This window comes from Mycobacterium sp. M23085 (assembly GCF_045343915.1).
Taxonomy (GTDB): Bacteria; Actinomycetota; Actinomycetes; order Mycobacteriales; family Mycobacteriaceae; genus Mycobacterium.
This window is the reverse complement of sequence record NZ_CP174280.1, coordinates 4,624,557-4,651,462: the sequence shown is the minus strand read 5'-3', so window position 1 is coordinate 4,651,462 and position 26,906 is coordinate 4,624,557. Positions and strand designations below refer to the sequence as shown.

Below are 26,906 nucleotides of genomic sequence, written 5' to 3'. Positions count from 1 at the left end.
CGGAGTGGTGGTGCCCGGTCGTGTCGAGATCGATAACGTCCAGCCGGTCGTTTCCTGTGGCGCATATCCCGCGAAAGCCGTGGTCGGCGAGGTCGTGCCGGTCAGGGCCGCGGTATGGCGGGAGGGCCACGAGGCCGTCGCGGCGACCTTGGTCGTGCGCTACCTCGGCCCCGGCTATCCGCAAGTAGCCGAGGCACGCCGGGTCAAGGCGGTTCAGGCCCCGGAAAAGCCGGTAACCCGCCGCGACGGCAAAGTGGACCAGCAACGCATCAAGCCGCTGTTGCTGCCAATGACGATGGGTGACGAACCCTACGTGTTTCACGGTCAGTTCACCCCCGATCAGGTCGGATTGTGGACGTTCCGGGTGGACGGATGGGGCGACCCGATTCATTCCTGGCGGCACGGGCTGATCGCCAAACTGGACGCGGGCCAGGGCGAGACCGAACTGTCCAATGACCTTCTGGTCGGCGCCGCGTTGTTCGAGCGCGCGGCGACGGGCGTGCCGCGCGCATTGCGCGAACCGCTGCTGGCCGCCGCCGCCGCGCTGCGCAAGCCCGGCGACCCGGTCACCCGAACGGCGCTGGCGCTGGGGCCCGAGATCGAGGAAATATTGGCGGACTATCCGCTGCGCGATCTGGTCACCCGGGGCGAGCAGTACGGCGTCTGGGTGGACCGGCCGTTGGCCCGGTTCGGCTCCTGGTATGAGATGTTTCCCCGTTCAACCGGCGGGTGGGACGCCGAGGGCAACCCGGTGCACGGCACCTTCGCCACGGCCGCCGCCGAGCTTCCGCGTATCGCGGCAATGGGATTCGACGTCGTCTACCTGCCGCCGATTCACCCGATCGGCAAGGTACATCGCAAGGGGCGCAACAACTCCCCGACCGCCGCCCCCGGCGATGTGGGGTCACCCTGGGCGATCGGCAGCGACGAAGGTGGCCATGACGCCGTCCATCCGGATCTGGGCACCATTGAGGATTTCGATGCCTTCGTCGCGGCGACCCGCGAGCTGGGCATGGAGGTCGCACTGGACCTCGCGCTGCAATGCGCACCGGATCATCCGTGGGCCCGCGATCACCGCAACTGGTTCACCGAATTGCCGGACGGGACCATCGCCTACGCGGAGAACCCGCCGAAGAAATACCAGGACATCTATCCGATCAATTTCGACAACGACCCGGCCGGCCTGTACGACGAGGTGCTGCGGGTGGTCCGGCACTGGATGGACCACGGCGTCAAGTTCTTTCGCGTTGACAATCCGCACACCAAACCGCCGGATTTCTGGGCCTGGCTGATCGGCGCGGTCAAGGCCATCGATCCCGACGTGCTGTTCCTGTCCGAGGCGTTCACGCCGCCGGTCCGCCAATATGGACTGGCCAAACTGGGGTTCACCCAGTCCTACAGCTACTTCACCTGGCGGACGGCGAAGTGGGAACTGACCGAGTTCGGCAACGACATCGCCAAGCTCGCCGACTTCCGACGACCCAACCTGTTCGTCAACACCCCCGACATCCTGCATGCCATCTTGCAGCACAACGGTCCCGGAATGTTCGCGATCCGCGCGGTGCTGGCGGCGACCATGGGGCCGGCCTGGGGCGTGTACTCGGGTTACGAACTGTTCGAACACCGAGCGGTCCGGGAGGGCAGCGAGGAATACCTGGACTCGGAGAAGTACCAGTTGCGGCCCCGCGATTTCGCGGGTGCGCTCGCCGAGGGACGCTCGCTTGAGCCATTCATCACGCGGCTCAACGCGATTCGCCGACTGCACCCCGCGCTGCAACAGCTGCGCACGATCCATTTCCACACCGTGGACAACGACGCACTGCTCGCCTACTCCAAGTTCGACCCGACGACCGGCGACTGCGTCTTGGTGGTCGTGACGCTCAACGCGTTCGGCGCCGAGGAGGCCACGCTGTTTTTAGATATGGAAGCTTTGGGTATGGAGCCCTACGAGCGTTTTTGGGTGCGCGACGAGATCACCGGCCAGGAATTCCAGTGGGGGCAGAGCAATTACGTTCGCATCGACCCCGGGCAGGCGGTCGCGCACATCATCAATATGCCGCTCATACCGTATGACTCACGAATGACATTGTTCCGCAGGCGATGAAACGGACCGGAGGTGAAAGGGACATGAGCCAAGCCGATCAACTCGCTCGGACGCACTTGGCGCCCGATTCGGCCGACCTGTCGCGCCTGATCGCCGGCACCCACTACAACCCGCACAGCATTCTGGGCGCCCACGAGTACGGCGATCACACCGTCATTCGGGCGTACCGGCCGCACGCGGTCGAAGTCGTCGCGCTGGTCGGTGATGACCGATTCCCGCTGCAGCACATCGAATCGGGTCTTTTCGCGGTGGCGTTGCCGTTCGTCAACCTGATCGACTACCGGCTGCAGATCACCTATGAGGGCGCCGATCCGTACACCGTCGCCGATGCGTACCGGTTCCTTCCCACGCTGGGCGAGGTCGACCTGCACCTGTTCGGGGAGGGTCGCCACGAGCGGCTGTGGGAAGTGCTTGGCGCACATCCTCGCTCGTTCACCACGGCTGACGGCGTCGTCACCGGGGTGTCGTTTGCGGTGTGGGCGCCGAACGCCAAGGGCGTCAATCTCATCGGTGAGTTCAACGGCTGGACCGGCAGTGAAGCCCCGATGCGGGTACTGGGCTCATCGGGCGTCTGGGAGCTGTTCTGGCCCGGGTTCCCCGTCGGTGGGCTGTACAAGTTTCGGGTGCACGGCGCCGACGGTGTCGTGACCGAGCGGGCCGACCCGATGGCGTTCGCCACCGAGGTGCCACCGCACACCGCCTCCCGGGTCACCCTCAGCGACTACACCTGGGAAGACGCCGACTGGATGGCGGAGCGTGCGCAACGCAACCCCGTCTTCGAGCCGATGAGCACCTACGAGGTTCACCTGGGCTCCTGGCGCCCCGGACTCAACTACCGCCAATTGGCCCGTGAACTGACCGATTACGTGGTGGAGCAAGGGTTCACGCACGTCGAATTGCTGCCGGTGGCCGAGCATCCCTTCGCCGGATCGTGGGGCTACCAGGTGACGTCGTACTACGCGCCGACGTCCCGGTTCGGCACACCGGACGAGTTCCGTGCTCTGGTCGATGCCCTGCACCAGGCCGGCATCGGAGTTCTGGTGGACTGGGTGCCGGCGCACTTCCCGAAGGACGCCTGGGCGCTGGGCCGGTTCGACGGCACGCCGCTCTACGAGCACTCCGACCCGAAGCGCGGCGAGCAACTCGATTGGGGCACTTACGTATTCGACTTCGGCCGTCGGGAGGTTCGAAACTTCCTGGTGGCAAACGCGCTGTTTTGGCTCGAAGAGTTCCACATCGACGGCTTGAGGGTGGATGCTGTCGCCTCGATGCTCTACCTGGATTACTCACGCCCCGAAGGCGGCTGGACCCCCAACATCTATGGCGGCCGGGAGAATCTGGAGGCCGTACAGTTCCTGCAGGAGATGAACGCCACGGTGCACAAGACCGCCCCGGGCATCGTCACCATCGCCGAAGAGTCAACCTCATGGCCCGGGGTGACTCGTCCGACAAACCTTGGCGGCCTGGGCTTTTCGATGAAGTGGAACATGGGCTGGATGCACGACACGCTGGACTACATCAGCCGCGATCCGATCCACCGCAGCTACCACCACCACGAGATGACGTTCTCGATGCTCTATGCATTCAGCGAAAACTACGTGCTGCCGATCAGCCACGACGAGGTGGTCCACGGCAAGGGCACGCTGTGGAGCCGGATGCCGGGCAATAATCACGTCAAGGCGGCCGGGCTGCGTAGCCTGCTCGCCTATCAGTGGGCGCACCCGGGCAAGCAATTGCTGTTCATGGGCCAGGAATTCGGGCAGCGCGCGGAGTGGTCGGAGGAGCGCGGTCTGGATTGGTGGCAGCTCGACGAGCAAGGGTTCTCCAACGGGGTGCTGCGCCTGGTCCGCGACATCAACGAGATCTATCGCAGTCATCCGGCGTTGTGGAGCCAGGACACGGTGCCCGACGGCTACTCCTGGATCGACGCCAACGACTCAGGCAACAACGTGCTGAGCTTCCTGCGCTACGGCAAGGACGGCTCGGTGATGGCGTGCGTGTTCAACTTTGCGGGCGCCGAGCATGGCGGATACCGGCTGGGGCTGCCGTCGGCCGGTCGCTGGCGCGAGGTGCTCAACACCGACGCGACGGTTTACAACGGTTCCGGTATCGGCAATATGGGCGGCGTCGACGCCACCGAGGACCCCTGGCATGGCCGACCGGCCTCGGCGCTGCTGGTGCTGCCGCCCACGTCAGCGCTGTGGCTGGAGCCGGAGTAAAGCTCCGGCCCGCCTCAGTACAGCGCGTTGGCGAGGTTGCGCCGTCCGGCGATGACCTCGGGATCGGCCGGGTCGAAGAGTTCGAACAGCTCGACCAGCCGGGTGCGGACCAGGGTGCGATCGTCCCCAGATGTGCTGCGTACCAAGGCGATCAGGCGATCGAACGCCGCACTGACATCCTGATTGAGGATCTGCACGTCGGCCGCCGCCAGGGCGGCTTGGATGTCGCTGGGCCCGGCGTCGGCGGCGGCGACGGCGTCCGGGCGTTGCGCAGTTGCGCGGGTGAGGAATTCGATCTGCCGAATCGCACCCTTGGCTTCGGTGTGGCCCGGGTTGGCGTCCAGTATCGCCTGATACGACGCCTTTGCCGCCTCGAAGTTACCGTCCTCCAACTGTTGGCGCGCCGCGGCCAGCTCGGGGTCGACGGCCTCCGGCTCGCCGGAACCCGTTGAGCCCCTGAGTTTTCCGGCGGTCGCCGACAGAATCTGGTCCAGCCATCCGCGCAACTGTTCGGCCGGCTGCATTCCCTGGAAGCTCGATATCGGCTGACCGGCGGCCAGCGCCACCACGGTGGGGACGGCGTCGACACCGAATATCTGCGCAACCCTGGGCGCGACGTCGACGTTGACCGTCGTCAACGACCACTTGCCGTTGTCCTGGGCGGCCAGGCCGGCGAACGTGTCCAGCAGCTGCACACACGCGTCGCTGCGCGGTGACCACAGCAGCACAACGACGGGCACTTCCTCGGACCGCAGCAGCACCTCGGCCTCGAAGTTGGCCTCGGTGACCGCGATGATTCCCGGATCGCCCTCGGCCGCCGACGGCCCTGATCCGGAAGGCCCGCCCGCGGGCTGGGGCCGCTGCTTGAGACCGGAGAGATCTACCGCACCAGCCAGGGCGGGGCCGATAGAGGGACGCGGACGTGTCACGCCTCAAGTTTGTCATGCGGGCGGGCTACCTATCCACCCGGTCGCGGTGCCACTCGCACAGCGGCGCATCGGCCGAAAATGCGCTCCGGAAGGGCTCGCGGTCGGCAAATATGACGAAGATCACAAATCAGCGCCGGCGCGCCGCGCCAGCAACGACGGCGAGGGCCCCGAACCGTGGCTAACCCGCGCGCAGAATCAGGGCGTCGCCCTGCCCGCCGGCCCCGCAGAGCGCCGCGACGGCGTACCCGGAGCCGCGTCGGGACAACTCCAGGGCGGCATGCAGCGTGATCCGCGCCCCGGACATCCCGATCGGGTGCCCGACGGCGATCGCGCCGCCGTTGACGTTGACCAGGTCGGGATTGACGCCCAGTTCGCGGGTCGACGCCAGCGCCACCGCGGAAAACGCCTCGTTGATCTCGATGACGTCGAGCTGGTCCACGGAGATGCCCTCCCGGCCGATCGCCTTCTTGATCGCGTTGGCCGGCTGTGATTGCAGGGTGGAGTCGGGCCCGGCCACCACGCCGTGCGCGCCGATCTCGGCCAGCCAGGTCAGCCCCAATTCCTGCGCCTTGGCTTTGCTCATCACCACCACCGCAGCCGCGCCATCGGAGATCTGGGAGGCCGAACCGGCGGTGATGGTGCCGTCGCGGCGAAAGGCCGGCTTGAGGCCGGCCAGCGACTCGGCGGTGGTGTTGGCGCGGATCCCCTCGTCCTCGGTGAACTGCAGCGGATCACTTTTGCGTTGCGGGATGTTGACCGGCACCACTTCGTCGGTGAAGACGCCGTCCTTCCAGGCCGCGGCCGCCCTCTGGTGGGACCGCGCAGCGAACTCGTCCTGCTCTTGCCGGGTGAACTGGTCGACGTCGTTGCGCTGCTCGGTGAGCGCACCCATCGGCTGGTCGGTGAAAACGTCGTGCAGGCCGTCATAGGCCATGTGGTCCAACACCGTCACGTCGCCGTACTTGTAGCCTGCGCGGCTATCCATCAGCAGGTGCGGCGCCTTGGTCATCGACTCCTGGCCGCCGGCCACCACCACGTCGAACTCCCCGGCGCGAATAAGCTGGTCAGCCAGCGCGATGGAGTCAATGCCGGACAAACACATCTTGTTGATGGTCAGCGCCGGAACATCCCAGCCGATGCCGGCCGCCACGGCCGCCTGACGGGCCGGCATCTGTCCGGCACCAGCCGTCAACACCTGGCCCATGATCACGTACTCGACGGCGGAGGCCGGCACGTTGGCCTTTTCCAGCGCGCCCGCGATCGCGATGGCCCCCAGATCGGTGGCGGAAAAGTCCTTCAGCGAACCCATCAATTTGCCGATGGGTGTCCGTGCTCCAGCAACGATCACCGACGTCGTCATCTCTGTCTCCTAACCCTGCGCCGACGGCCGGTTCGGCCTCCCGGGGAAGCGCAATCTTTGCCGCCAGGTTACCTTTATGTGATGACGACCGATCAAGTTGACGCCCGTCAGATGCTGGCCACCTCACTGGTGACGGCGATCGATCACGTCGGCATCGCAGTCGCCGACCTGGACGCTGCCATCGCCTGGTACCACGACACCCTCGGCATGATCCTGGTGCACGAGGAAGTCAACGAGGAGCAGGGAATCCGCGAAGCCATGCTGGCCGTGCGCGGCGCCCCGGCGGGCACCGCACAGATCCAGTTGATGGCCCCGATCGACGAGTCCTCGACGATCGCGAAGTTCCTCGACAAGCGCGGTCCGGGCATCCAGCAGATGGCCGTCCGGGTGAGCGACCTCGACGCCTTGGTTGAGCAGCTCCACGAGCAAGGCGTGCGCCTGGTCTACGACGCGCCCCGTCGCGGCACGGCAAACTCGCGGATCAACTTCATCCACCCCAAGGACGGTGGCGGAGTTCTGATCGAGCTGGTCGAGCCCGCCGCCTGAGAACGGTATTCACGACCACTTCCTGGTTGGACCGCGGGTAGCGCGGTGTGCCCAGCACGGCGTGTGCCAATGCCGGCGGTCGTCGACTTGACCCGGGCCGCCCCCGAGCGTCGAATCGATCGGCCATACCACCAGATGCGCTGAGCCGGAACGTATTTGGTGATCGCAACCGGGACACCGATAGGTCTTGACCGCACGGTCCCCCGGGACGGGACGGACCTCGTACTCATGACCATCCGGCCCGAGCTCCACCCGGCGCAGTGCCGGCGGCGGCGCCAGCGACCGCTGCCGCCGCGGCGGGGTACGGCGCCGAGCCATCCGGTCAGTCTAGTGGTGATCCTCAAAACAGCCGGTACTCGCCGCTGTCCATCCCGCGCATCTTGTCGTAATCCAATGTCAGACAACGGATACCGCGGTCCATGGCCAGTGTGCGGGCCTGCGGTTTGATCTGCTGGGCGGCGAACACCCCTCTTACCGGCGCCAGCACGGTGTCTCGGTTGAGTAGCTCCAGATACCTGGTGAGCTGCTCGACGCCATCGATCTCGCCGCGTCGCTTGATCTCCACCGCCACCGAGCCGCCGGACTCGTCACGGCAGAGCAGGTCGACCGGCCCGATGGCCGTCATGTACTCGCGGCGAACCAGCGTGTATCCCTCGCCCAGCAGTTGAACGTGCTCGGCGAGCAGCGCCTGTAAGTGGGCTTCGACGCCGTCCTTCACCAGCCCGGGATCGACGCCGAGCTCGTGGCTGGAGTCGTGTTCGATCTCCTCGACGGTGATGCGCAGTTGTTCACCGGCTTTGTTCTCGACCACCCACACCGGGGCCTGAGCACCGGCCTCCTCGGTCAGCCAGCACGGGGGGCTCATCCAGTTCAGCGGTTTATAGGCCCGGTCGTCGGCGTGCACGCTGACCGATCCATCGGCCTTGAACAGCAGCAGCCTGCGGGCGGACGGCAGATGCGCGGTGAGCCTGCCGACATAGTCAACGGTGCATTGAGCGATCACTAGGCGCACCCGATTCACCTTAGAGCGTGGCCGACGACATAGGCTGACGCCACCATGTCGGCCAACCGTTCCGTGGCACAGCGAATCGGCCGGGTGCTCGAGCGGGTCACCCGTCAGAGTGGCCGTCTGCCCGCGACGCCCGCGTACGGCTCCCTGCTGCTCGGCCGGGTGTCGGAGAGCCAAGGTCGTCGCCGGGTACGCATCCAGATCATCATGACCGTTTTGGTCCTGGGAGCGAACCTGCTCGGGATCGGCGCGGCGCTGGTGTTGGTGACAGTGGCCATCCCGGCACCGAGCATTTTCGACGACGCGCCCGCGTGGATCACCTGGGGGGCCGCGCCGGCCTACATCGTCCTGGCGTTGACGCTCGGCACCTTCTGGATCACCCGCAGAACTGTCCTCGCGTTGCGCTGGGCGATCGAGGGGCGCACGCCCACTCCGGAGGACGAGCGCAACACGTTCATCGCCCCGTGGCGGATCGCCTTGGTCGATCTCGTCTTGTGGGGAACCGGAGCGGTGTTGTTTACAGTGCTCTACGGCCTGGTCAACACGATGTTCATCCCTCGTTTCCTGGTCGGGGTGAGCTTTTGCGGCGTTCTGGTGGCCACCGGCAGTTATCTGCTCGCCGAGTTCGCGTTGCGGCCGGTGGCGGCCCAGGCGCTCGAGGCCGGCCCGCCGCCCCAGCGCCTGGCGTCGGGGATCATGGGCCGAACCATGACGGTGTGGTTCCTCGGTTCGGGTGTTCCGGTCATCGGCATTGCACTCTTGGCCTTCTTTGAGATATGGCTGAACAATCTCACCGAGACCCAGTTCGCGGTCGGTGTGCTGATCGTGGCGTCGGCCGCACTGATTTTCGGGTGCACCCTGATGTGGATCCTGGCCTGGCTGACGGCGACACCCGTGCGAGTGGTCCGGGCGGCGCTTCAGCGAGTCGAGAAGGGCGACCTGCGCGGCGACTTGGTGGTATTCGACGGCACCGAACTCGGTGAATTGCAACGCGGTTTCAACGCGATGGTCGACGGCCTGCGGGAGCGCGAACGGGTGCGAGATCTGTTCGGCCGCCACGTCGGCCGAGAGGTGGCGCTGGCCGCCGAACGCGAGATGCCGAAGCTGGGCGGCGAGGAACGCCACGTCGCGGTCGTCTTCATCGACATCATCGGATCCACGCAGTTGGTGACGAACAGCCCACCGGCCGAGGTGGTAAGTGTGCTCAACCGATTCTTCGCCATCGTCGTCGAAGAAGTGGATCGACATTGTGGGCTGGTCAACAAGTTCGAAGGCGATGCATCGCTGGCCATCTTCGGAGCACCCAACCGCCTGGACAGCGCGGAGGACGCGGCACTGGCCGCCGCCCGCCGCATTACCGAGCGGCTGGCCAACGAAATGTCCGAGCTCTCGGCCGGTATCGGCGTGGCGGCGGGTCAGGCCGTCGCCGGAAACATCGGCGCCAGGGAGCGTTTCGAATACACCGTGATCGGTGAACCGGTCAACGAGGCGGCCCGGTTGTGCGAGCTCGCCAAGTCGCACTCGAGCCGGCTGCTCGCGTCGGCCGACACCATCGAGCGGGCCAGCGAAAGTGAGCGCGCGCGTTGGTCTTTGGGCGACACTGTCACACTGCGCGGGCATGAGCGCCCCACGCGACTGGCATCGCCGGTGGACTCGCTGACCCATGATTGATACCGAGCCGAATTGGGTACAGCGACAAAGAACTTGACCCCTGAAGAGATTGGCTTCTACATGACCGGTAGTGCAACTGCCCGCCGTGTTACGGTCGCCGCGGGAATCGCCGCGGCGATTGCCTTGAGTTCGTTGACCGCGGGATGCTCGGGCAACAACAACAAGAACCCCGGCACCTCGACCGTCACCACCACCGTCACGACGCCGGCGAGCGTCACCACGACAGCGCCGGCGGCACCGGCACCCGGTGGTCCGGGTGGCGGCCCCGCTGTCGGACCGGGTGGCGCCACCACCGCCGGCCCTGGCGGATCGGGTGCGGGAGCCGGGCCCGGTGGGGCCAGTGCGGGCGTGCCGGGCGCCGGGGCGTCCGCCGGACCGGGCGGCGCGGGAGCGTGCGCCGGCGGCGTGTGCGTCGGGACGCCTCCCGGCTGATCCTTCGGGCTAGTGCACCGGGCGGATCATCGGACCGTGGCCACGGATCCCGCGAAGCGTTGGCTGGCGCGGGATCCGTTCTGGCGCACCAATAGCGCGACGAGCAGCGCGCCGGCCGCGAGCAATCCGCCCACAAACCCCGCCGTCGCCGCCCAACCGCCGACGCCGTAGACAAGACCGCCCACAGCGCCCGCCACCGGCCCACTCAGGTAGTAACCGAACAGGTACAGGGCGGACGCCTCGGCTCGGTCGCGCTGTGCCACCGCGCCCACCCAGCCGCTGGCAACGGTGTGCGCGGCGAAGAACCCACCGGTGCGTCGGAGACGGTCAATAGCAGGCCGGTAACCGCGATCGGCAACGCGGCGCCGAGCACGAGCCGCCGTCCCCTGCGGTCCGCGAGCCGGCCCGCCACCACCGACGTCCAGGTGCCCACCAGGTACAGGACAAACAACAGGCCGACCACCGAGGGTGCCAGTCGGAACGGTTGGTCGGTCAGTCGGTACTCCAGGTAGTTGTAGACGGTGACGCATCCCCCCATCAGCACGGAGCCCAACGCAAACAGCTACAGCAACAAGGGGTTTCGCGCATGTGCGGCAAGGCTGCGGATGGCGCCCCGCAGGCTCGCCGGGCCGCGGCGGTAGAGCATCGCGAGATGGAGACCCCCACCACCGCTCCCGCAGGAGGGTAGAGCGCGGCGTCGCGGACCGCGCGATCGCAGTAGATACCATTGTCGACGGCAAAATCTCGAATCGACGAGAAACCCGCGGGGGGATGTGGCGGCGCCGCCGGGCGATTCGGCGCCGCGGACACATCCCACCACGATGTCGTTTTTCCGCCAGTTTTGTCGGTCGGCGGGTGTAAGTCTGGAACCGTGCACGATGATTTCGAACGCTGCTACCGCGCCGTCCAGTCCAAGGACGCCCGGTTCGACGGCTGGTTCGTCACCGCTGTGCTGACCACCCGCATCTACTGCCGGCCCAGCTGCCCCGTCCGGCCACCGTTCGCACGCAATGTGCGGTTTTACCCGACCGCCGCGGCCGCCCAGCGCGCCGGCTTTCGGGCCTGCAAGCGGTGCCGCCCCGACGCGTCCCCGGGTTCCCCGGAATGGAACGTGCGCGGTGACATCGTGGCCCGGACGATGCGGTTGATCGCTGACGGGACGGTGGAGCGCGAAGGTGTCGGCGGCGTGGCCGCCCACCTCGGCTACACCATCCGCCAGTTGGAGCGGTTACTCCAGGCGGAGGTCGGGGCCGGCCCTCTGGCACTGGCCCGCGCGCAACGGGCGCAGACCGCGCGGCTGTTGATCGAAACCACCGCCCTGCCATTCGGCGACGTCGCATTCGCGGCCGGCTTTTCCAGCATCCGTCAGTTCAACGACACCGTGCGCTCGGTCTTCGAGAACACGCCGAGCGCATTGCGTCATCGCGCGACGACGCGCGCTGCGTCGGCCCCGAATTCCCCTGGCACCGTGTGCCTTCGACTTCCGGCACGCACACCCTTCGGCTACGCCGGTGTCTTCGGTCATCTGGCGGCCGGCACGGTGCCTGGTTGTGAAGAAGTCCGCGACGGCGCCTACCGGCGCAGCCTGCGCCTGCCGTTCGGCAACGCGATCGTCACCCTGAGCCCCTCGGTCGATCATGTCCGGTGCGTTCTCATGCTCGACGATTTCCGCGATCTGACGACGGCTATCGCGCGGTGCCGGCGGCTGCTGGACCTCGATGCCGATCCGGAAGCGGTGGACGAAGCGCTGAGCGGGGACGCGGAGTTCTGCGCCGTCGTGGCCAAAGCGCCGGGGCAGCGGATCCCCCGCACGGTCGACGAGGCCGAACTGGCGGTGCGCGCGGTGCTGGGCCAGCAGGTCTCCACCAAAGCGGCGGCCACCCACGCGGGGCGGCTGGTCGCCGCTTACGGACAACCGATCAGCGATCCCGAAGGAACGCTGACCCACACCTTCCCGTCCGTGGAGCAGCTCGCCGAAATCGACCCCGCCCATCTGGCGGTGCCCAAGGCGCGGCAGCGGACGCTGAGCGCTCTGCTCACCGGCCTCGCCGACGGAAGTGTCGTGCTGAGCGCCGGATGCGACTGGGAAAGCGCCCGAACGCAATTACTCGCATTGCCCGGAGTTGGCCCCTGGACCGCGGAAGTGATCGCCATGCGCGGCCTCGGTGATCCCGACGCGTTTCCCGCCAGCGACCTTGGCCTGCGGGTGGCCGCCAAACAGCTGGGGCTGCCGTCCGACGAGCGCTCCCTCGTCGCGCGCAGTGCCCGGTGGCGACCCTGGCGTTCCTATGCCACGCAATACCTTTGGACCACTCTGGAGCATCCGGTAAACCATTGGCCGCCTCAGGAGGTCGCATGATCGAGTACCGCACCATCGATAGCCCGATCGGACTGCTGACCCTGGCCGGCCGGGGCTCCGTGTTGACAAATCTGCGAATGGTCGACCAGACCTACGAACCGAGCCGCACCGGCTGGTCGCCGAACCCGCGGGCGTTCGGCGAGGCCGTCGACCAACTCGGCGCGTACTTCGCCGGCGAGCTGACGAATTTCGATATCGAGCTCGACCTGCGAGGCACCGAATTTCAGCGTCGAGTATGGCGGGCGCTGCTGACCATTCCGTACGGCCAAACCCGCTCGTACGGTGAAATCGCCGAGCAGATCGCGGCGCCCGGCGCCGCCCGCGCCGTCGGATGGGCCAACGGCCACAATCCGATCGCCATCGTTGTGCCCTGCCACCGCGTCATCGGCGCCAATGGAAACCTCACTGGCTTCGGCGGCGGGCTCGGCCGAAAACGCGCATTGCTCGAATTGGAAAAGCAGCGGGAGACTTTGACCCTATTCGATTAACCGTGAATGCAAAAACACCCCCGTTGCCGGGGGTGTTTTTGTGTATGTTCGGCGGTGTCCTACTTTTCCACCCGTATGGGCAGTATCATCGGCGCTGACAGGCTTAGCTTCCGGGTTCGGAATGGGACCGGGCGTTTCCCTGTCGCTGTGGCCGCCGTAACTCTATTTAAATTTGTTTGGTGGGGGGTGTGGCGTCAAAGCTATTCCGCGGCAAATAGCCGCAGAACTGGACCGTGGTTGCGATTGTGTGTTGGTAAGTTTTCGGCCGGTTAGTGCCAGTTCCCTGCACCCATTACTGGGCTTCCAGGTCTGGCCTATCGAACCCGTAGTCTGCGGGGGGCCTTATCCCTCTAAAAGGGTGAGAAACCTGATCTTGGAGAAGGTTTCCCGCTTAGATGCTTTCAGCGGTTATCCTGTCCGAACGTGGCTATCCAGCCGTGCCCCTGGTGGGACAACTGGTATACCAGAGGTTCGTCCGTCCCGGTCCTCTCGTACTAGGGACAGGTTTCCTCAAGTTTCTGACGCGCGCGGCGGATAGAGACCGAACTGTCTCACGACGTTCTAAACCCAGCTCGCGTGCCGCTTTAATGGGCGAACAGCCCAACCCTTGGGACCTGCTCCAGCCCCAGGATGCGACGAGCCGACATCGAGGTGCCAAACCATCCCGTCGATATGGACTCTTGGGGAAGATCAGCCTGTTATCCCCGGGGTACCTTTTATCCGTTGAGCGACACCCCTTCCACTCAGAGGTGCCGGATCACTAGTCCCGACTTTCGTCCCTGCTTGACTTGTAAGTCTCGCAGTCAAGCTCCCTTGTGCACTTACACTCAACACCTGATTGCCGTCCAGGTTGAGGGAACCTTTGGGCGCCTCCGTTACATTTTAGGAGGCAACCGCCCCAGTTAAACTACCCGCCAGGCACTGTCCGTGAACCCGATAAGGGTTCGACGTTAGGTGTCCAATACGATCAGAGTGGTATTTCAACAACGACTCCATACAGACTGGCGTCTGTACTTCACAGTCTCCCACCTATCCTACACAAACCGTACCGAACACCAATACCAAGTTGTAGTGAAGGTCCCGGGGTCTTGTCGTCCTGCCGCGCGTAACGAGCATCTTTACTCGTAGTGCAATTTCGCCGAGTCTATGGTTGAGACAGTTGGGAAGTCGTTACGCCATTCGTGCAGGTCGGAACTTACCCGACAAGGAATTTCGCTACCTTAGGATGGTTATAGTTACCACCGCCGTTTACTGGGGCTTAAATTCTCCGCTTCACCTTACGGTTAACGGGTCCTCTTAACCTTCCAGCACCGGGCAGGCGTCAGTCCGTATACATCGTCTTGCGACTTCGCACGGACCTGTGTTTTTAGTAAACAGTCGCTACCCACTGGTTTCTGCGGCCGAATCCCGCTCCCACCGCAAGGGTGTTCACGGTATTCCGGCCCCCCTTCTCCCGAAGTTACGGGGGCATTTTGCCGAGTTCCTTAACCATAGTTATCTCGTACGCCTTGGTATTCTCTACCTGACCACCTGTGTTGGTTTGGGGTACGGGCCGTGTATGTGCTCGCTAGAGGCTTTTCTTGGCAGCAGAGGATCACCGAATTCGCCTCAATCGGCTATGCATCACCTCTCGGGATTAATGAGCGACGGATTTGCCTATCGCTCTCCCTACAGGCTTGCCCCAGTATTACCACTGACTGGTACGGCTACCTTCCTGCGTCACCCCATCGCTTGACTACTACCAGCGAAGGTCCCACGCAGCCCCGAAACTCCATGCCCCCGAAGGGGCACGGTCGATCCGGTTTTGGGTGGTTAGTACCGCTGATTCATCAGGGACGCCTATACACGGGTACGGGAATATCAACCCGTTGTCCATCGACTACGCCTGTCGGCCTCGCCTTAGGTCCCGACTCACCCTGGGCGGACTGGCCTGGCCCAGGAACCCTTGGTCTTACGGCGGGCAAGGTTCTCACTTGCCTTATCGCTACTCATGCCTGCATTCTCACTCCCCCACCCTCCACCACCGGTTACCCGGAGGCTTCGCTGAATGGGGGACGCTCCCCTACCCACATTCACCGTACGGTGAATGTGCCGCGGCTTCGGCGGTGTGCTTGAGCCCCGCTACATTATCGGCGCATAATCACTTGACCAGTGAGCTATTACGCACTCTTTCAAGGGTGGCTGCTTCTAAGCCAACCTCCTGGTTGTCTCTGCGACTACACATCCTTTTCCACTTAGCACACGCTTAGGGGCCTTAGCCGGCGATCTGGGCTGTTTCCCTCTCGACGTACGGAGCTTATCCCCCGCCGTCTCACTGCCACGCTTTACACCACGGCATTCGGAGTTTGGCTGACGTCAGTAACCTAGTAGGGCCCATCGGCCATCCAGTAGCTCTACCTCCGTGGTGAACCACGCAACGCTGCACCTAAATGCATTTCGGGGAGAACCAGCTATCACGGAGTTTGATTGGCCTTTCACCCCTACCCACAGCTCATCCCCTCAGTCTTCAACCTAAGTGGGTTCGGGCCTCCACGCGGTCTTACCCGCGCTTCACCCTGGCCATGGGTAGATCACTCCGCTTCGGGTCCAGAACACGCCACTACACCCCAAAGGGGATGCGCCCTATTCAGACTCGCTTTCGCTGCGGCTACCCCGCACGGGTTAACCTCGCGACGTGTCCCTGACTCGCAGGCTCATTCTTCAAAAGGCACGCCATCACCCCACGAGGAGGCTCTGACGGATTGTAGGCACACGGTTTCAGGTACTATTTCACTCCCCTCCCGGGGTACTTTTCACCATTCCCTCACGGTACTAATCCGCTATCGGTCATCGAGAAGTATTTAGGCTTACCGGGTGGTCCCGGCAGATTCACAGCAGATTCCACGGGCCCGCTGCTACTCGGGAACTGATACAAGGTAGGTGTCGGGTTTTCGCGTACCGGGCTCTCACCGTCTACGGCAGGCCATCCCAGGCCATTTCTGCTAACCACGACACTTTCTGACTACCCCTCAGCCAGGTAGAGCTGAGACATATCACTCCCACAACACCGCGCACACAACCCCTACCCGGTTATACATGCGTGCGGTTTAGCCTGTTCCGCGTTCGCTCGCCACTACTGACGGAATCACAATTGTTTTCTTCTCCTACGGGTACTGAGATGTTTCACTTCCCCGCGTTACCTCCCGCACCCTATATATTCAGATACGGGTAACACGACATCACTCGTGCTGGGTTTCCCCATTCGGAAATCCTCGGATCAATGCTCGGTTGACAGCTCCCCGAGGCATATCGCAGCCTCCCACGTCCTTCATCGGCTCTCAATGCCAAGGCATCCACCATGCGCCCTTAAACACTTACTTACACACAAAAACCAAAGAAGAAATTACACATTTCGATGAACACGCCGGCCACGAAGGACCACGCGTTCATCTAGATGCTCGCAACCACTATCCAATACTCAAACACCACACCCCACCACCAAGATGGAGGGACTCCACACGGTTCGACCGAGTGTTGTCTCAGGGCCCAATAGTGTGTCTGGCAATCATTTGCTGTTGTGCACCCGGTTTTCGTCCACTACAGACGAGAACCCCTCACGGCTCGCACTTCACCAATTGAAGTGCTTTTCGTGGTGCTCCTTAGAAAGGAGGTGATCCAGCCGCACCTTCCGGTACGGCTACCTTGTTACGACTTCGTCCCAATCGCCGATCCCACCTTCGACAGCTCCCTCCAAAAGGTTAGGCCACTGGCTTCGGGTGTTACCGACTTTCATGACGTGACGGGCGGTGTGTACAAGGCCCGGGAACGTATTCACCGCAGCGTTGCTGATCTGCGATTACTAGCGACTCCGACTTCATGGGGTCGAGTTGCAGACCCCAATCCGAACTGAGACCGGCTTTAAAAGGATTCGCTTAACCTTGCGGCATCGCAGCCCTTTGTACCGGCCATTGTAGCATGTGTGAAGCCCTGGACATAAGGGGCATGATGACTTGACGTCATCCCCACCTTCCTCCGAGTTGACCCCGGCAGTCTCTCACGAGTCCCCGGCATTACCCGCTGGCAACATGAGACAAGGGTTGCGCTCGTTGCGGGACTTAACCCAACATCTCACGACACGAGCTGACGACAGCCATGCACCACCTGCACACAGGCCACAAGGGAACGCCTATCTCTAGACGCGTCCTGTGCATGTCAAACCCAGGTAAGGTTCTTCGCGTTGCATCGAATTAATCCACATGCTCCGCCGCTTGTGCGGGCCCCCGTCAATTCCTTTGAGTTTTAGCCTTGCGGCCGTACTCCCCAGGCGGGGTACTTAATGCGTTAGCTACGGCACGGATCCCAAGGAAGGAAACCCACACCTAGTACCCACCGTTTACGGCGTGGACTACCAGGGTATCTAATCCTGTTCGCTCCCCACGCTTTCGCTCCTCAGCGTCAGTTACTGCCCAGAGACCCGCCTTCGCCACCGGTGTTCCTCCTGATATCTGCGCATTCCACCGCTACACCAGGAATTCCAGTCTCCCCTGCAGTACTCTAGTCTGCCCGTATCGCCCGCACGCTCACAGTTAAGCCGTGAGATTTCACGAACAACGCGACAAACCACCTACGAGCTCTTTACGCCCAGTAATTCCGGACAACGCTCGCACCCTACGTATTACCGCGGCTGCTGGCACGTAGTTGGCCGGTGCTTCTTCTCCACCTACCGTCAATCCGAGAAAACCCGGACCTTCGTCGATGGTGAAAGAGGTTTACAACCCGAAGGCCGTCATCCCCCACGCGGCGTCGCTGCATCAGGCTTGCGCCCATTGTGCAATATTCCCCACTGCTGCCTCCCGTAGGAGTCTGGGCCGTATCTCAGTCCCAGTGTGGCCGGACACCCTCTCAGGCCGGCTACCCGTCGTCGCCTTGGTAGGCCATCACCCCACCAACAAGCTGATAGGCCGCGGGCCCATCCCACACCGCAAAAGCTTTCCACCAAAAGACATGCGTCTAAAGGTCCTATTCGGTATTAGACCCAGTTTCCCAGGCTTATCCCGAAGTGCAGGGCAGATTGCCCACGTGTTACTCACCCGTTCGCCACTCGAGTACCCCCGAAGGGGCCTTTCCGTTCGACTTGCATGTGTTAAGCACGCCGCCAGCGTTCGTCCTGAGCCAGGATCAAACTCTCCAAACAAAAACTCCTCGCAGAACGAGGTGAATTCAAATCAGAGAAAATCTGACCTAACAAAAAGACACCAAAACTGGCATCAAAATACGGCCATACCGACACACGGGGAGTGTTAAGTATGGCCAAAAAAACAACAACAAATAAAAAGACCAAACACACTATTGAGTTCTCAAACAACACTTGTTTCGCCCGTTTTGGGGCAACCCTGCCAGCTTAATACAGATCCGGCGGGTAAGTCAACTCCCAATCTTGATCTTCGAGAGACCGTCTCGGGAGCAGCCGTGCCAGGTTAGTACCAATCCAGCGAGGGAGTCAAGGCCCCGCTCTCGTCCACCTTCGCGTTGGTGACCGCGCTTGTGGGGCACTGACTTTGGTTACTGTACCCGCTCGATCTCCGCTCCCAAAATCGCCAGGTTTTCCACGAACAACGGGTAGCCGCGATCGATGTGGAAGACGTCGTGGACCTCGGTGTCTCCGTCGGCGACGAGCCCGGCCAACACCAGGCCGGCGCCGGCCCGAATGTCCGAACACCACACCGGTGCACTCGACAATTGCGGCAGCCCCCGAACGACGGCGTGATGTCCGTCGGTGCGGGCATCGGCGCCAAGGCGGATCATTTCTTCGACGAATCGGAAGCGCGCCTCGAACACGTTCTCGGTGATCATCGACGTGCCGTCGGCGATCGAGGCCAGCGCGATCGCCATTGGCTGCAAATCGGTGGGAAATCCGGGGAACGGCAGGGTCGCCACATTGACGGCCTTCGGGCGCTCGTACTGCGCCACCCGGAAGCTGTCGTCGGTCTGGGTCACGGTCGCGCCGGCATCGTGCAACTTGTGCAGCACCACCTGTAGGTGCGCGGGGTCGATGCCCGTCACCGTGATGTCTCCGCGAGTTATCGCGGCGGCGATCCCCCAGGTGGCGGCGACGATGCGATCCCCGATGACGCGATGCTCGGTCGGGTGCAGCTTCGGAACGCCGGTGATGGTCATCGTCGGCGAACCCGCACCCTCGATCTGCGCACCCATCTGGTTCAACATCGTGCACAAATCCACGACGTCGGGCTCGCGTGCCGCGTTGTGGATGGTGGTGACGCCCTCGGCCACGACCGCGGCCATCAGGATGTTCTCGGTGGCTCCCACCGAGGGGAATTCCAGCTGAATCTCCGCGCCGCGCAACGAGTCGGCTTGTGCCACCACGCATCCGTGCTCGATGTTGCACTGCGCACCGAGCTGGCGCAGGCCGGCCTGATGCATGTCCAGTGGGCGTGACCCGATCGCGTCACCGCCCGGCAGCGCGACGCGGGCGCGTTTGCACCGGCCGACCAGCGGTCCCAACACGCATACCGACGCGCGGAACTGGCGCACCGCGGCGAAGTCGGCGTCGTATTTGGGCTCATCCGGGGAGGTGATTCGGGCGACATCGCCGTCCAGTTCGACGGTTGCGCCCAAGCCGCGCAGCACCTCCGCCATCAGCGGCACGTCGAGGATGTCGGGGCAATTGGTGATCGTGCTGGTGCCTTCGGCCAACAGCGTCGCGGCCATCAGCTTGAGCACGCTGTTTTTTGCGCCCCCTACAGCGACTTCGCCTGACAACCGGTTGCCGCCGGTCACCACGAATCGCTCAGCCACCCGCGTCAGTCTAGTGAAGCGGTATCGGCTTGTCAGTCGGCCAACCCACACCCGAGTACGGTTTGCTCATGGCTGTACACCTGACTCGCATCTACACGCGAACCGGCGACGACGGCACCACGGGATTGAGTGACTTCTCGCGGGTGTCCAAGAACGACCCGCGGCTGGTGGCCTACGCCGATTGTGACGAGGCCAACTCGGCGATCGGCGTCGCCGTCGCCGTCGGTCAGCCGGACGAGAAGCTCACCGGTGTGCTGCGGCAGATCCAGAACGATTTGTTCGATGCCGGCGCGGATCTGTCGACCCCCGTCGTCGACAAGCCCGAATATCCGCCGCTTCGAGTTACCCAGCCCTACATCGATCGACTCGAAAAGTGGTGTGACACATATAACGAGCCACTGCCTAAGCTGAATTCGTTTGTGCTGCCAGGCGGTTCGCCGTTGTCCGCGCTGCTGCACGTGGCCCGCACCGTGGTGCGCCGGGCCGAGCGGTCGGCGTGGGCGGCCGTCGACGCCGCGCCCGAACAGGTCAGCGTCCTGCCGGCGAAATACCTCAACCGCCTCTCGGATCTGCTCTTCATCCTGTCGCGCGTGGCCAACCCCGACGGCGACGTGCTGTGGAAGCCCGGCGGGGAGCATGCCGCCACCGGTTAGCGCGGGTGGGTGGCGGGGGTCTACAGGCTGCGCCGTCGGGACCGGGGCGACGGACGCGATTCCAGCCAGGACAGGAACGCGGTCAACGCGCCCTTGTCAAGGGCGATCTCATAACCAGACCTGCGGTCCTGGGTGGTGTCGCGCAGCTCGATGACGACGATCTCGTCGGTCATGATGTCGAACTCGTCGCCGCGCGGCGCCCGCCGGGACACGATCTCCACGCCTCGCCGGCTCAGCCGCCGGTCCGGCCACAGTCGCAGACTGGAGAGCCGGTAGAACGCGGCTTCACCGCCGCGGTAACGGATTACGCCATGCCGCCAGCCATGCCCCCCGACCGCGGGAATGTCTCGCATGATCCCCGCCGTGCCACCCTGGCGCAGCTTCCACAGCCGATAACTCAGTCCGATGACGGCGCTCGCCAGCAGGACGACGAGCACGACCATGCCGACCATGGGCGCGCTCATCGGCGGTTAGTCGATCGCGCCGACGGCGCGCAATCTCGCGCGCCCTCTGGCGGCGATACGCGGATCGTCAGACTCAGCGGCCTCTCTGGCGGCGCTCTCGTCGATCTCGGACTCGAACTCGGCGGACTCGGCGAGGACCGTCACCGATTCCTCGGTGATGGACAAGAATCCGCCGTCGACCGCGATCCGCAGATCGTCTTCGCCTTCTCTTTCGACGCGCACCATTGCGTCGTCGACCAACTGCGCCACCAGCGGAATGTGCCGCGGCAGGATGCCGATCTCACCGACGGTGGTGCGGGTGAACAGGAACGTTGCCTCACCCGACCAGATCTTTCGGTCGACGGCGACGATCTCAACGTTCAATTCAGCCATGCCATGAGCCTTTCAGGGCTTTTTCGCTCACGCCTCAGGATTCCAGTTTGGCGCCAAAGCTTTCGGCCTTCTTGGCCAAATCGTCCAGGCCACCGATCAAGAAGAACGCCTGCTCGGGGATGTGGTCGAAATCGCCCTTGGTCAACCGGTCGAACGCCTCGATGGTCTCCTTCAACGGAACCGTCGAGCCCGGCTGGCCGGTGAACTGTTCGGCCGCCATCATGTTCTGCGACAGGAATCGCTCGATACGTCGTGCACGCTGAACGAGCTGCTTGTCCTCTTCGGACAACTCGTCGATACCGAGGATCGCGATGATGTCCTGCAGGTCCTTGTACCGCTGCAGGATTCGGATGACTTCCTGCGCCACCCGGTAGTGCTCGTCGCCGACGACGCTCGGGTCCAGGATGGTCGAGCTCGACGCCAGCGGGTCCACCGCGGGGAAGATGCCCTTGGAGAACACCGACCGCGACAGCTCGGTGGTGGCATCCAGGTGGGCGAACGTCGTTGCCGGCGCCGGGTCGGTGTAGTCGTCGGCGGGGACGTAGACGGCCTGCATGGACGTGATCGACTTGCCTCGCGTCGAGGTGATGCGTTCCTGCAGCTCACCCATCTCGTCGGCCAGCGTGGGCTGGTAACCCACGGCCGACGGCATACGACCGAGCAGGGTCGATACCTCGGATCCGGCCTGCGTGAACCGGAAGATGTTGTCGATGAACAGCAGCACGTCCTGGCCGGCCTCGTCCCGGAACCACTCGGCCATGGTCAGCGCGGACAGGGCCACCCGCATACGGGTGCCGGGCGGTTCGTCCATCTGACCGAACACCAGCGCGGTGTCCTTGAGTACGTCGGCCTCCTTGAGCTCGACCCACAGGTCGTTGCCCTCGCGGGTGCGCTCACCGACGCCGGCGAAAACCGAAGTGCCACCGAAGTTTCGGGCAATACGGTTGATCATCTCCTGGATCAACACCGTCTTGCCAACGCCGGCACCGCCGAACAGCGCGATCTTGCCGCCACGCACGTACGGGGTGAGCAGGTCGACGACCTTCAGACCCGTCTCGAGCATCTCGGTGCGGGGCTCGAGCTCCTCGAACGGCGGCGGTTTGCGGTGAATCGACCAGTGCTCGAACTCTTCTCCGTACCCGGGCTTGTCCAGACAGTCGCCCAGCGCGTTGAAGACGTGACCCTTGACCTCCTGGCCGACCGGCACCGAGATCGGCTTGCCACTGTCCGTCACTTCCACCCCGCGCACCAAGCCGTCGGTGGGCTGCAACGAAATGGTGCGCACCAGGTTGTCGCCGAGGTGCTGCGCCACCTCCAGCGTCAGGGTCTTCTTGAGCTCCTCGAAGGTGATCTCCGCGTTGAGCGCGTTGAACAGATCCGGCACGGACCCACGCGGGAACTCGACGTCGACCACCGGACCGGTGATTCGCACGACACGGCCGCTGGTGTCGGAGTTGGTGGTCTTTTCGTCAGTAGCAGTCATTTTCTTCTTCCTCGTGTGCTACTTAGCGTCGGCCAGCGCGTTTGCGCCGCCGACGATTTCGCTGATCTCTTGGGTGATCTGAGCCTGCCGCTCGCGGTTCGCCATCAGCGTGAGCTCTTTGATCAGGTCGTCCGCGTTGTCCGTCGCCGACTTCATCGCGCGTTGACGCGACGCGAGCTCCGATGCCGCCGATTCGAGTAGCGCCGCGTAAACCCGGGTCGTCACATACCGCGGCAGCAGCGCATCGAAAAGCGTTGTGGCGTCTGGCTCGAACGAGTACAAGGTATGAAGCTCGTCGGTGTCCTCGACGTATTCCATGACCAGCGGAGCGATGCGGTGGGCCACCGCGGCCTGCAACATCATCGACTTGAACTCCGAGTAGACGATGTGGAGTTCGTCGACGCCCTGGCCGTCCTGCGACTCGTCATCGCCCGTGTCGGCCATGAAGGTCTCGACCAGGGTGGACGCGATCTCCGCGGCGTTCTCGTACGTGGGCTGCTCGGAGAACCCCGTCCACGAATCCGTGATGTCCCAGTTGCGGAACGTGAAGTAGTTCAGCGCTTTACGGCCCACTGTGTAGACGACCGGCGTCTTGCCTTCCTGCCTCAGCAGGGAGAACAACTCCTCGGAGCGACGGAAGATGCTCGAGTTGTATGCGCCGCACAAACCACGGTCGGAGGACACCACCAGGACGCCGGCCCGCTTCGGCTCTTCACGCTCGACCAACAGTGGATGGTCCAAAGCGGCTTCGGAGGACAACGTCGTGAGCATCGACGTGATCTGGAAGGCGTAGGGCCGTGCGGCTTCCAACCTGGCCTGCGCCTTACCGATGCGCGAGGTCGCGATCATTTCCTGGGCCTTGGTGATCTTCTTGATCGACCCCGCCGAACGAATCCGGCCGCGTAATTCGCGAAGTGTTGCAGCCATCCGTAGCTACTTCTTGTCCTTGCCGGAGGCCTTGGAATCCTTGGAATCCTTCGAGTCCTTCGGCTTTTCCTTCTTGACCTGTACCGACTCTTTCTCCAGGTTCTCTTCGTCTAGGGGCTCGACGTGCTCGTCAGGCACGACCGATCCGCCGCCGGTGGCCGCGAAGCCCTTCTTGAAGTTGTTGATGATCTCGGTGAGCTGCTTCTCGCCCTCTTCGGAGAGCTTGCCGCTGTCACGGATGCCGGCCAGGAACTTCTCTTCCGAGGCGCGCATGTGGTCCAGCAGCTCGGTCTCGAAGCGGCGGACGTCCTCCACGGGCACCGAGTCCAGGTGGCCGCCGGTACCCAGGAAGATCGAAACCACCTGCTCCTCGACCGGCATGGGCTGGTATTGCGGCTGTTTCAGCAGTTCGACGAGGCGTTCGCCGCGCTCCAGCTGCGCCTTGGACGTCGCGTCCAGGTCCGAGGCGAAGGCGGCGAACGATTCCAGTTCGCGGTACTGCGACAGGTCAAGCCGCAGCGAACCGGCCACCTCTTTCATGGCCTTGATCTGCGCCGCACCACCCACCCGGGACACCGACACACCGACGTTGATGGCGGGCCGCACACCCTGGTTGAACAGGTCCGACTCCAGGAAGCACTGACCGTCGGTGATGGAGATGACGTTGGTGGGGATGTAGGCCGAGATGTCGTTGGCCTTGGTCTCGATGATCGGCAATCCGGTCAGCGAGCCACCGCCGAGCTCGTCGGACAGCTTGGCGCAGCGCTCCAGCAGCCGTGAGTGCAGGTAGAACACGTCGCCGGGGTACGCCTCGCGACCCGGCGGCCGGCGCAGCAGCAACGAGATCGCCCGGTAGGCCTCGGCCTGCTTGCTCAGGTCGTCGAAGACGATCAGCACATGCTTGCCGTCGTACATCCAGTGCTGGGCGATGGCCGAACCGGTGTATGGCGCAAGCCATTTGAAGCCGGCGGAGTCGGAGGCCGGGGCCGCGACGATGGTGGTGTAGTCCATCGCACCACCCTCTTCCAGGGCGCGCCGGACGGAGGCGATCGTGGTGCCCTTCTGGCCGATGGCCACGTACACGCAGCGCACCTGCTTGCGCTCGTCGCCGCTCTCCCAGTTCTCCCGCTGGTTGAGGATCGTGTCGACGCAGACGGCGGTCTTGCCGGTCTTGCGGTCGCCGATGATCAGCTGGCGCTGGCCGCGACCGATCGGGGTCATGGCGTCGATGGCCTTGATGCCCGTCTGCAGCGGCTCGCTCACGCTCTGCCGCTGCACCACCGACGGCGCCTGGATCTCCAGCGCGCGGCGAATGTCGGTGTCGATGTCTCCGCGACCGTCGATCGGCTGGCCGAGCGGATCGACCACGCGCCCCAGGAACGCGTCGCCGACGGGGACCGACAGGACTTCGCCGGTGCGCTTGACCTGTTGTCCCTCTTCGATCTTCTCGAAGTCACCCAGGATCACCGCGCCGACGCTGTGCTCGTCAAGGTTGAGCGCGACGCCGAGCACGCCGCCGGGGAACTCGAGCAGTTCCTGGGTCATGACCGAGGGCAAGCCTTCGACGTGCGCGATGCCGTCTCCAGCGTCAACGACGGTACCGACCTCTTCTCGGGAGGTGTCGGACGTAAAAGAGTCTACGTACTCCTCGATGGCGCTCTGGATGTCATCAGCGGAGATTGTCAACTCGGCCATGGCTTTTCGTCTTCCTACTTGATCTTGGTTCGCGTGCGATTCTGATGAATGGTTGGTGTCAGTCGGGCAATTGAGCCTCGGCCGCGGCAAGGCGAGAAGCGAGTGTCCCGTCGATCACTTCATCGGCCACGGAGATGAGCAGGCCGCCCAGTAGCTCGGCATCGATCTGCAGCTGCACCGCCACGGGGTGACCGTAGATACGGCCGAGCACGTCGGTGAGACGAGACCGCTGGGCATCGCTGAGTTCGGCCGCCGCTTTGACCGCGGCGACGATCTCGCCGCGGCGTGCCACCGCGACTTCCGTCAGGAACTGAACGGCCTCCTCGGCCGGCTGACCCCTGAGCAGTTGGACCGTCTGCGTGAGCAACGCGACCACGATCGGGTTGACCTTGCCGCTTGCGCTGTCAAGCACCTTGCGCAACAACGCGACTCGGCCTTCGACCGGAACGCCGTAGTCACCCAGCAGGATGGAAAGTTGCGGCTGCGCGTCAAGGATGCGGGAGAACCGGAACAGCTGTTCTTCGACCTCGTCGACGTTGTCCTCGCGTTCGGCGACTTCGAGCAGCGCCTGTCGTGACACGTGTTCGACGGCGTCGATGAGGTCGGAGTTGGCCGACCAACGCTCCGAGACCGCCGACCGCAGCACATCGAGTGTGGCGTCGCCGACCTTGCCGGAGAGCAGCCGTTCGATCAACCGGACACGCGGGGCGCCATCCTCGGCCGGAACGGTCAGATACCGCGTGACGACGATCTCGCGGTCCAGCATCTGGGCCACATCCACCAGTTCGCTGGAGAGGCTCGAAAGGCCCTTGTTGTCAAGGTCTTTGGCTATGGTGCTGAACTTGTCCGACAGGTTGTTCAGCGCGACGCGACTCGACGAGCGCATCTTGGTCATCAAGGGGTACTGGACATCGGCCGACGCGGGAGCCATCTCGTCGAGCTCATCGAGGAACCGCTCGACGGTCGCCGACTGCTGTGCCGAGTCGGCGACGTAGTTGCGCACCAGCTCCCCCGCCTGGCGCACCGCTTCGTGACCGAGTTCCAACCGGAGCTGTCGGCTCAGCTGGGTACGCAGCAGGTCGACCTGGCGGCTGCCCTGCGCGTTGATGCGTTCGGACTCGGCATCGGCCTGGGCCCGCAACTGTTCGACGATGCGGTCCGAGTCGGTCTTGGCCTCCTCGACGATCCGCTCGGCCTCCTCCTTGGCGGATTCGACGGCCTTGCTGTGTGCCGTGGTCGACTCGGTCAACCGCTCGGCCGCCGCCGCGGCGTCTTTGAGCTGCTGGCGCACGGCGTCTTGCCTGGCGGCCATCAGCCGACGCACCGGCGGCACGACATAACGCACCACCAGGAAGATGATGGCCGCAAAGCCCACCAGCTGGCCGATGAAAGTCGACATG

General features: G+C 63.9%; 19 protein-coding genes, 3 rRNA genes and 1 pseudogene. 8 read left to right on the top strand and 15 right to left on the bottom strand.

From position 1 onward, the window contains the following. Window positions 1–10: 10 nt before the first annotated feature. The gene (locus tag ACIUM1_RS21925; RefSeq protein ID WP_406814635.1) at window positions 11–2,104 is read left to right on the top strand and encodes an alpha-1,4-glucan--maltose-1-phosphate maltosyltransferase; all 2,094 of its coding nucleotides are present in this window, start codon (window positions 11–13) and stop codon (window positions 2,102–2,104) included. 23 nt (window positions 2,105–2,127) lie between these two features. Beyond that, the gene (gene glgB / locus ACIUM1_RS21920; RefSeq protein ID WP_406814634.1) at window positions 2,128–4,323 is read left to right on the top strand and encodes a 1,4-alpha-glucan branching protein GlgB; all 2,196 of its coding nucleotides are present in this window, start codon (window positions 2,128–2,130) and stop codon (window positions 4,321–4,323) included. Window positions 4,324–4,337: 14 nt separating this feature from the next. Here the strand turns inward: glgB and ACIUM1_RS21915 are convergent, their stop codons facing one another. Both ACIUM1_RS21915 and ACIUM1_RS21910 read right to left on the bottom strand, forming a co-directional pair. Beyond that, window positions 4,338–5,252, bottom strand: a complete 915-nt coding sequence (locus ACIUM1_RS21915; protein WP_406814633.1) for a co-chaperone YbbN — start codon at window positions 5,250–5,252, stop codon at window positions 4,338–4,340. A 178-nt stretch (window positions 5,253–5,430) separates the two neighbouring features. Further along, window positions 5,431–6,612 (bottom strand): acetyl-CoA C-acetyltransferase, encoded by a 1,182-nt coding sequence (locus tag ACIUM1_RS21910; protein ID WP_406814632.1) that lies wholly within the window; start codon window positions 6,610–6,612, stop codon window positions 5,431–5,433. 78 nt (window positions 6,613–6,690) lie between these two features. On the opposite strand from ACIUM1_RS21910, the gene mce reads away from it, so the two are divergent. Continuing rightward, window positions 6,691–7,158: a methylmalonyl-CoA epimerase gene (gene mce / locus ACIUM1_RS21905; RefSeq protein WP_406814631.1), complete on the top strand. Its 468-nt coding sequence runs from the start codon at window positions 6,691–6,693 to the stop codon at window positions 7,156–7,158. Window positions 7,159–7,167: 9 nt separating this feature from the next. Here mce and ACIUM1_RS21900 read toward each other — a convergent pair whose 3' ends face one another. Both ACIUM1_RS21900 and nucS read right to left on the bottom strand, forming a co-directional pair. After that, window positions 7,168–7,476 carry a hypothetical protein gene (locus ACIUM1_RS21900; protein ID WP_406814630.1) on the bottom strand — a complete coding sequence of 103 codons (309 nt, stop codon included), beginning with the start codon at window positions 7,474–7,476 and terminating at the stop codon, window positions 7,168–7,170. Between the two features lie 22 nt (window positions 7,477–7,498). Beyond that, window positions 7,499–8,170: an endonuclease NucS gene (gene nucS, locus ACIUM1_RS21895; RefSeq protein ID WP_406814629.1), complete on the bottom strand. Its 672-nt coding sequence runs from the start codon at window positions 8,168–8,170 to the stop codon at window positions 7,499–7,501. Window positions 8,171–8,215: 45 nt separating this feature from the next. On the opposite strand from nucS, the gene ACIUM1_RS21890 reads away from it, so the two are divergent. Then, complete coding sequence (locus ACIUM1_RS21890) at window positions 8,216–9,838, top strand: adenylate/guanylate cyclase domain-containing protein (protein WP_406814628.1); 1,623 nt, start codon at window positions 8,216–8,218, stop codon at window positions 9,836–9,838. Window positions 9,839–9,898: 60 nt separating this feature from the next. Next, window positions 9,899–10,270, top strand: coding sequence for a hypothetical protein (locus ACIUM1_RS21885; protein ID WP_406814627.1), 372 nt, complete (start codon window positions 9,899–9,901; stop codon window positions 10,268–10,270). A gap of 26 nt (window positions 10,271–10,296) precedes the next feature. Here ACIUM1_RS21885 and ACIUM1_RS21880 read toward each other — a convergent pair. Then, window positions 10,297–10,877: pseudogene (locus ACIUM1_RS21880) on the bottom strand (MFS transporter); the annotation flags it as partial. Window positions 10,878–11,141: 264 nt separating this feature from the next. Here ACIUM1_RS21880 and ACIUM1_RS21875 point away from each other — a divergent pair. After that, window positions 11,142–12,629, top strand: a complete 1,488-nt coding sequence (locus ACIUM1_RS21875; protein WP_406814626.1) for an AlkA N-terminal domain-containing protein — start codon at window positions 11,142–11,144, stop codon at window positions 12,627–12,629. Then, window positions 12,626–13,117: a methylated-DNA--[protein]-cysteine S-methyltransferase gene (locus ACIUM1_RS21870; RefSeq protein WP_406814625.1), complete on the top strand. Its 492-nt coding sequence runs from the start codon at window positions 12,626–12,628 to the stop codon at window positions 13,115–13,117. Before ACIUM1_RS21875 ends, ACIUM1_RS21870 begins: the two co-directional genes overlap by 4 nt. 46 nt (window positions 13,118–13,163) lie before the next feature. On the opposite strand, the gene rrf is transcribed toward ACIUM1_RS21870, so the two are convergent. From rrf to murA, 4 genes are all read right to left on the bottom strand, one after another. Next, window positions 13,164–13,276 (bottom strand): 5S ribosomal RNA (gene rrf / locus ACIUM1_RS21865). 90 nt (window positions 13,277–13,366) lie between these two features. After that, a 23S ribosomal RNA gene (locus ACIUM1_RS21860) occupies window positions 13,367–16,476 on the bottom strand. A 283-nt stretch (window positions 16,477–16,759) separates the two neighbouring features. Further along, window positions 16,760–18,290: ribosomal RNA gene (locus ACIUM1_RS21855) — 16S ribosomal RNA — on the bottom strand. Together the 16S, 23S and 5S rRNA genes form the textbook arrangement of a ribosomal RNA operon. Before the next feature lie 368 nt (window positions 18,291–18,658). After that, window positions 18,659–19,912 (bottom strand): UDP-N-acetylglucosamine 1-carboxyvinyltransferase, encoded by a 1,254-nt coding sequence (murA, locus tag ACIUM1_RS21850; protein WP_406814624.1) that lies wholly within the window; start codon window positions 19,910–19,912, stop codon window positions 18,659–18,661. 68 nt (window positions 19,913–19,980) lie between these two features. Here murA and ACIUM1_RS21845 point away from each other — a divergent pair, with 68 nt between their 5' ends. Further along, on the top strand, window positions 19,981–20,565 hold the full coding sequence (locus ACIUM1_RS21845; protein WP_406814623.1) for a cob(I)yrinic acid a,c-diamide adenosyltransferase: 585 nt from the start codon (window positions 19,981–19,983) through the stop codon (window positions 20,563–20,565). 20 nt (window positions 20,566–20,585) lie between these two features. Here ACIUM1_RS21845 and ACIUM1_RS21840 read toward each other — a convergent pair whose 3' ends face one another. From ACIUM1_RS21840 to ACIUM1_RS21815, 6 genes are read right to left on the bottom strand one after another with little or no spacing between them, the layout of a single operon-like run. Continuing rightward, entirely contained in the window at window positions 20,586–21,029 is a 444-nt protein-coding gene (locus tag ACIUM1_RS21840; protein WP_406814622.1) for a DUF2550 domain-containing protein, read from the bottom strand. A 6-nt stretch (window positions 21,030–21,035) separates the two neighbouring features. Continuing rightward, window positions 21,036–21,401 carry a F0F1 ATP synthase subunit epsilon gene (locus ACIUM1_RS21835; RefSeq protein ID WP_406814621.1) on the bottom strand — a complete coding sequence of 122 codons (366 nt, stop codon included), beginning with the start codon at window positions 21,399–21,401 and terminating at the stop codon, window positions 21,036–21,038. A 34-nt stretch (window positions 21,402–21,435) separates the two neighbouring features. Next, window positions 21,436–22,884 (bottom strand): F0F1 ATP synthase subunit beta, encoded by a 1,449-nt coding sequence (gene atpD / locus ACIUM1_RS21830; RefSeq protein ID WP_406814620.1) that lies wholly within the window; start codon window positions 22,882–22,884, stop codon window positions 21,436–21,438. Window positions 22,885–22,902: 18 nt separating this feature from the next. After that, window positions 22,903–23,811, bottom strand: coding sequence for a F0F1 ATP synthase subunit gamma (locus tag ACIUM1_RS21825; RefSeq protein WP_406814619.1), 909 nt, complete (start codon window positions 23,809–23,811; stop codon window positions 22,903–22,905). Window positions 23,812–23,817: 6 nt separating this feature from the next. Next, entirely contained in the window at window positions 23,818–25,506 is a 1,689-nt protein-coding gene (gene atpA, locus ACIUM1_RS21820; RefSeq protein ID WP_406814618.1) for a F0F1 ATP synthase subunit alpha, read from the bottom strand. A gap of 58 nt (window positions 25,507–25,564) precedes the next feature. Continuing rightward, on the bottom strand, window positions 25,565–26,905 hold the full coding sequence (locus ACIUM1_RS21815) for a F0F1 ATP synthase subunit B/delta (RefSeq protein ID WP_406814617.1): 1,341 nt from the start codon (window positions 26,903–26,905) through the stop codon (window positions 25,565–25,567). Window position 26,906 lies beyond the last annotated feature (1 nt).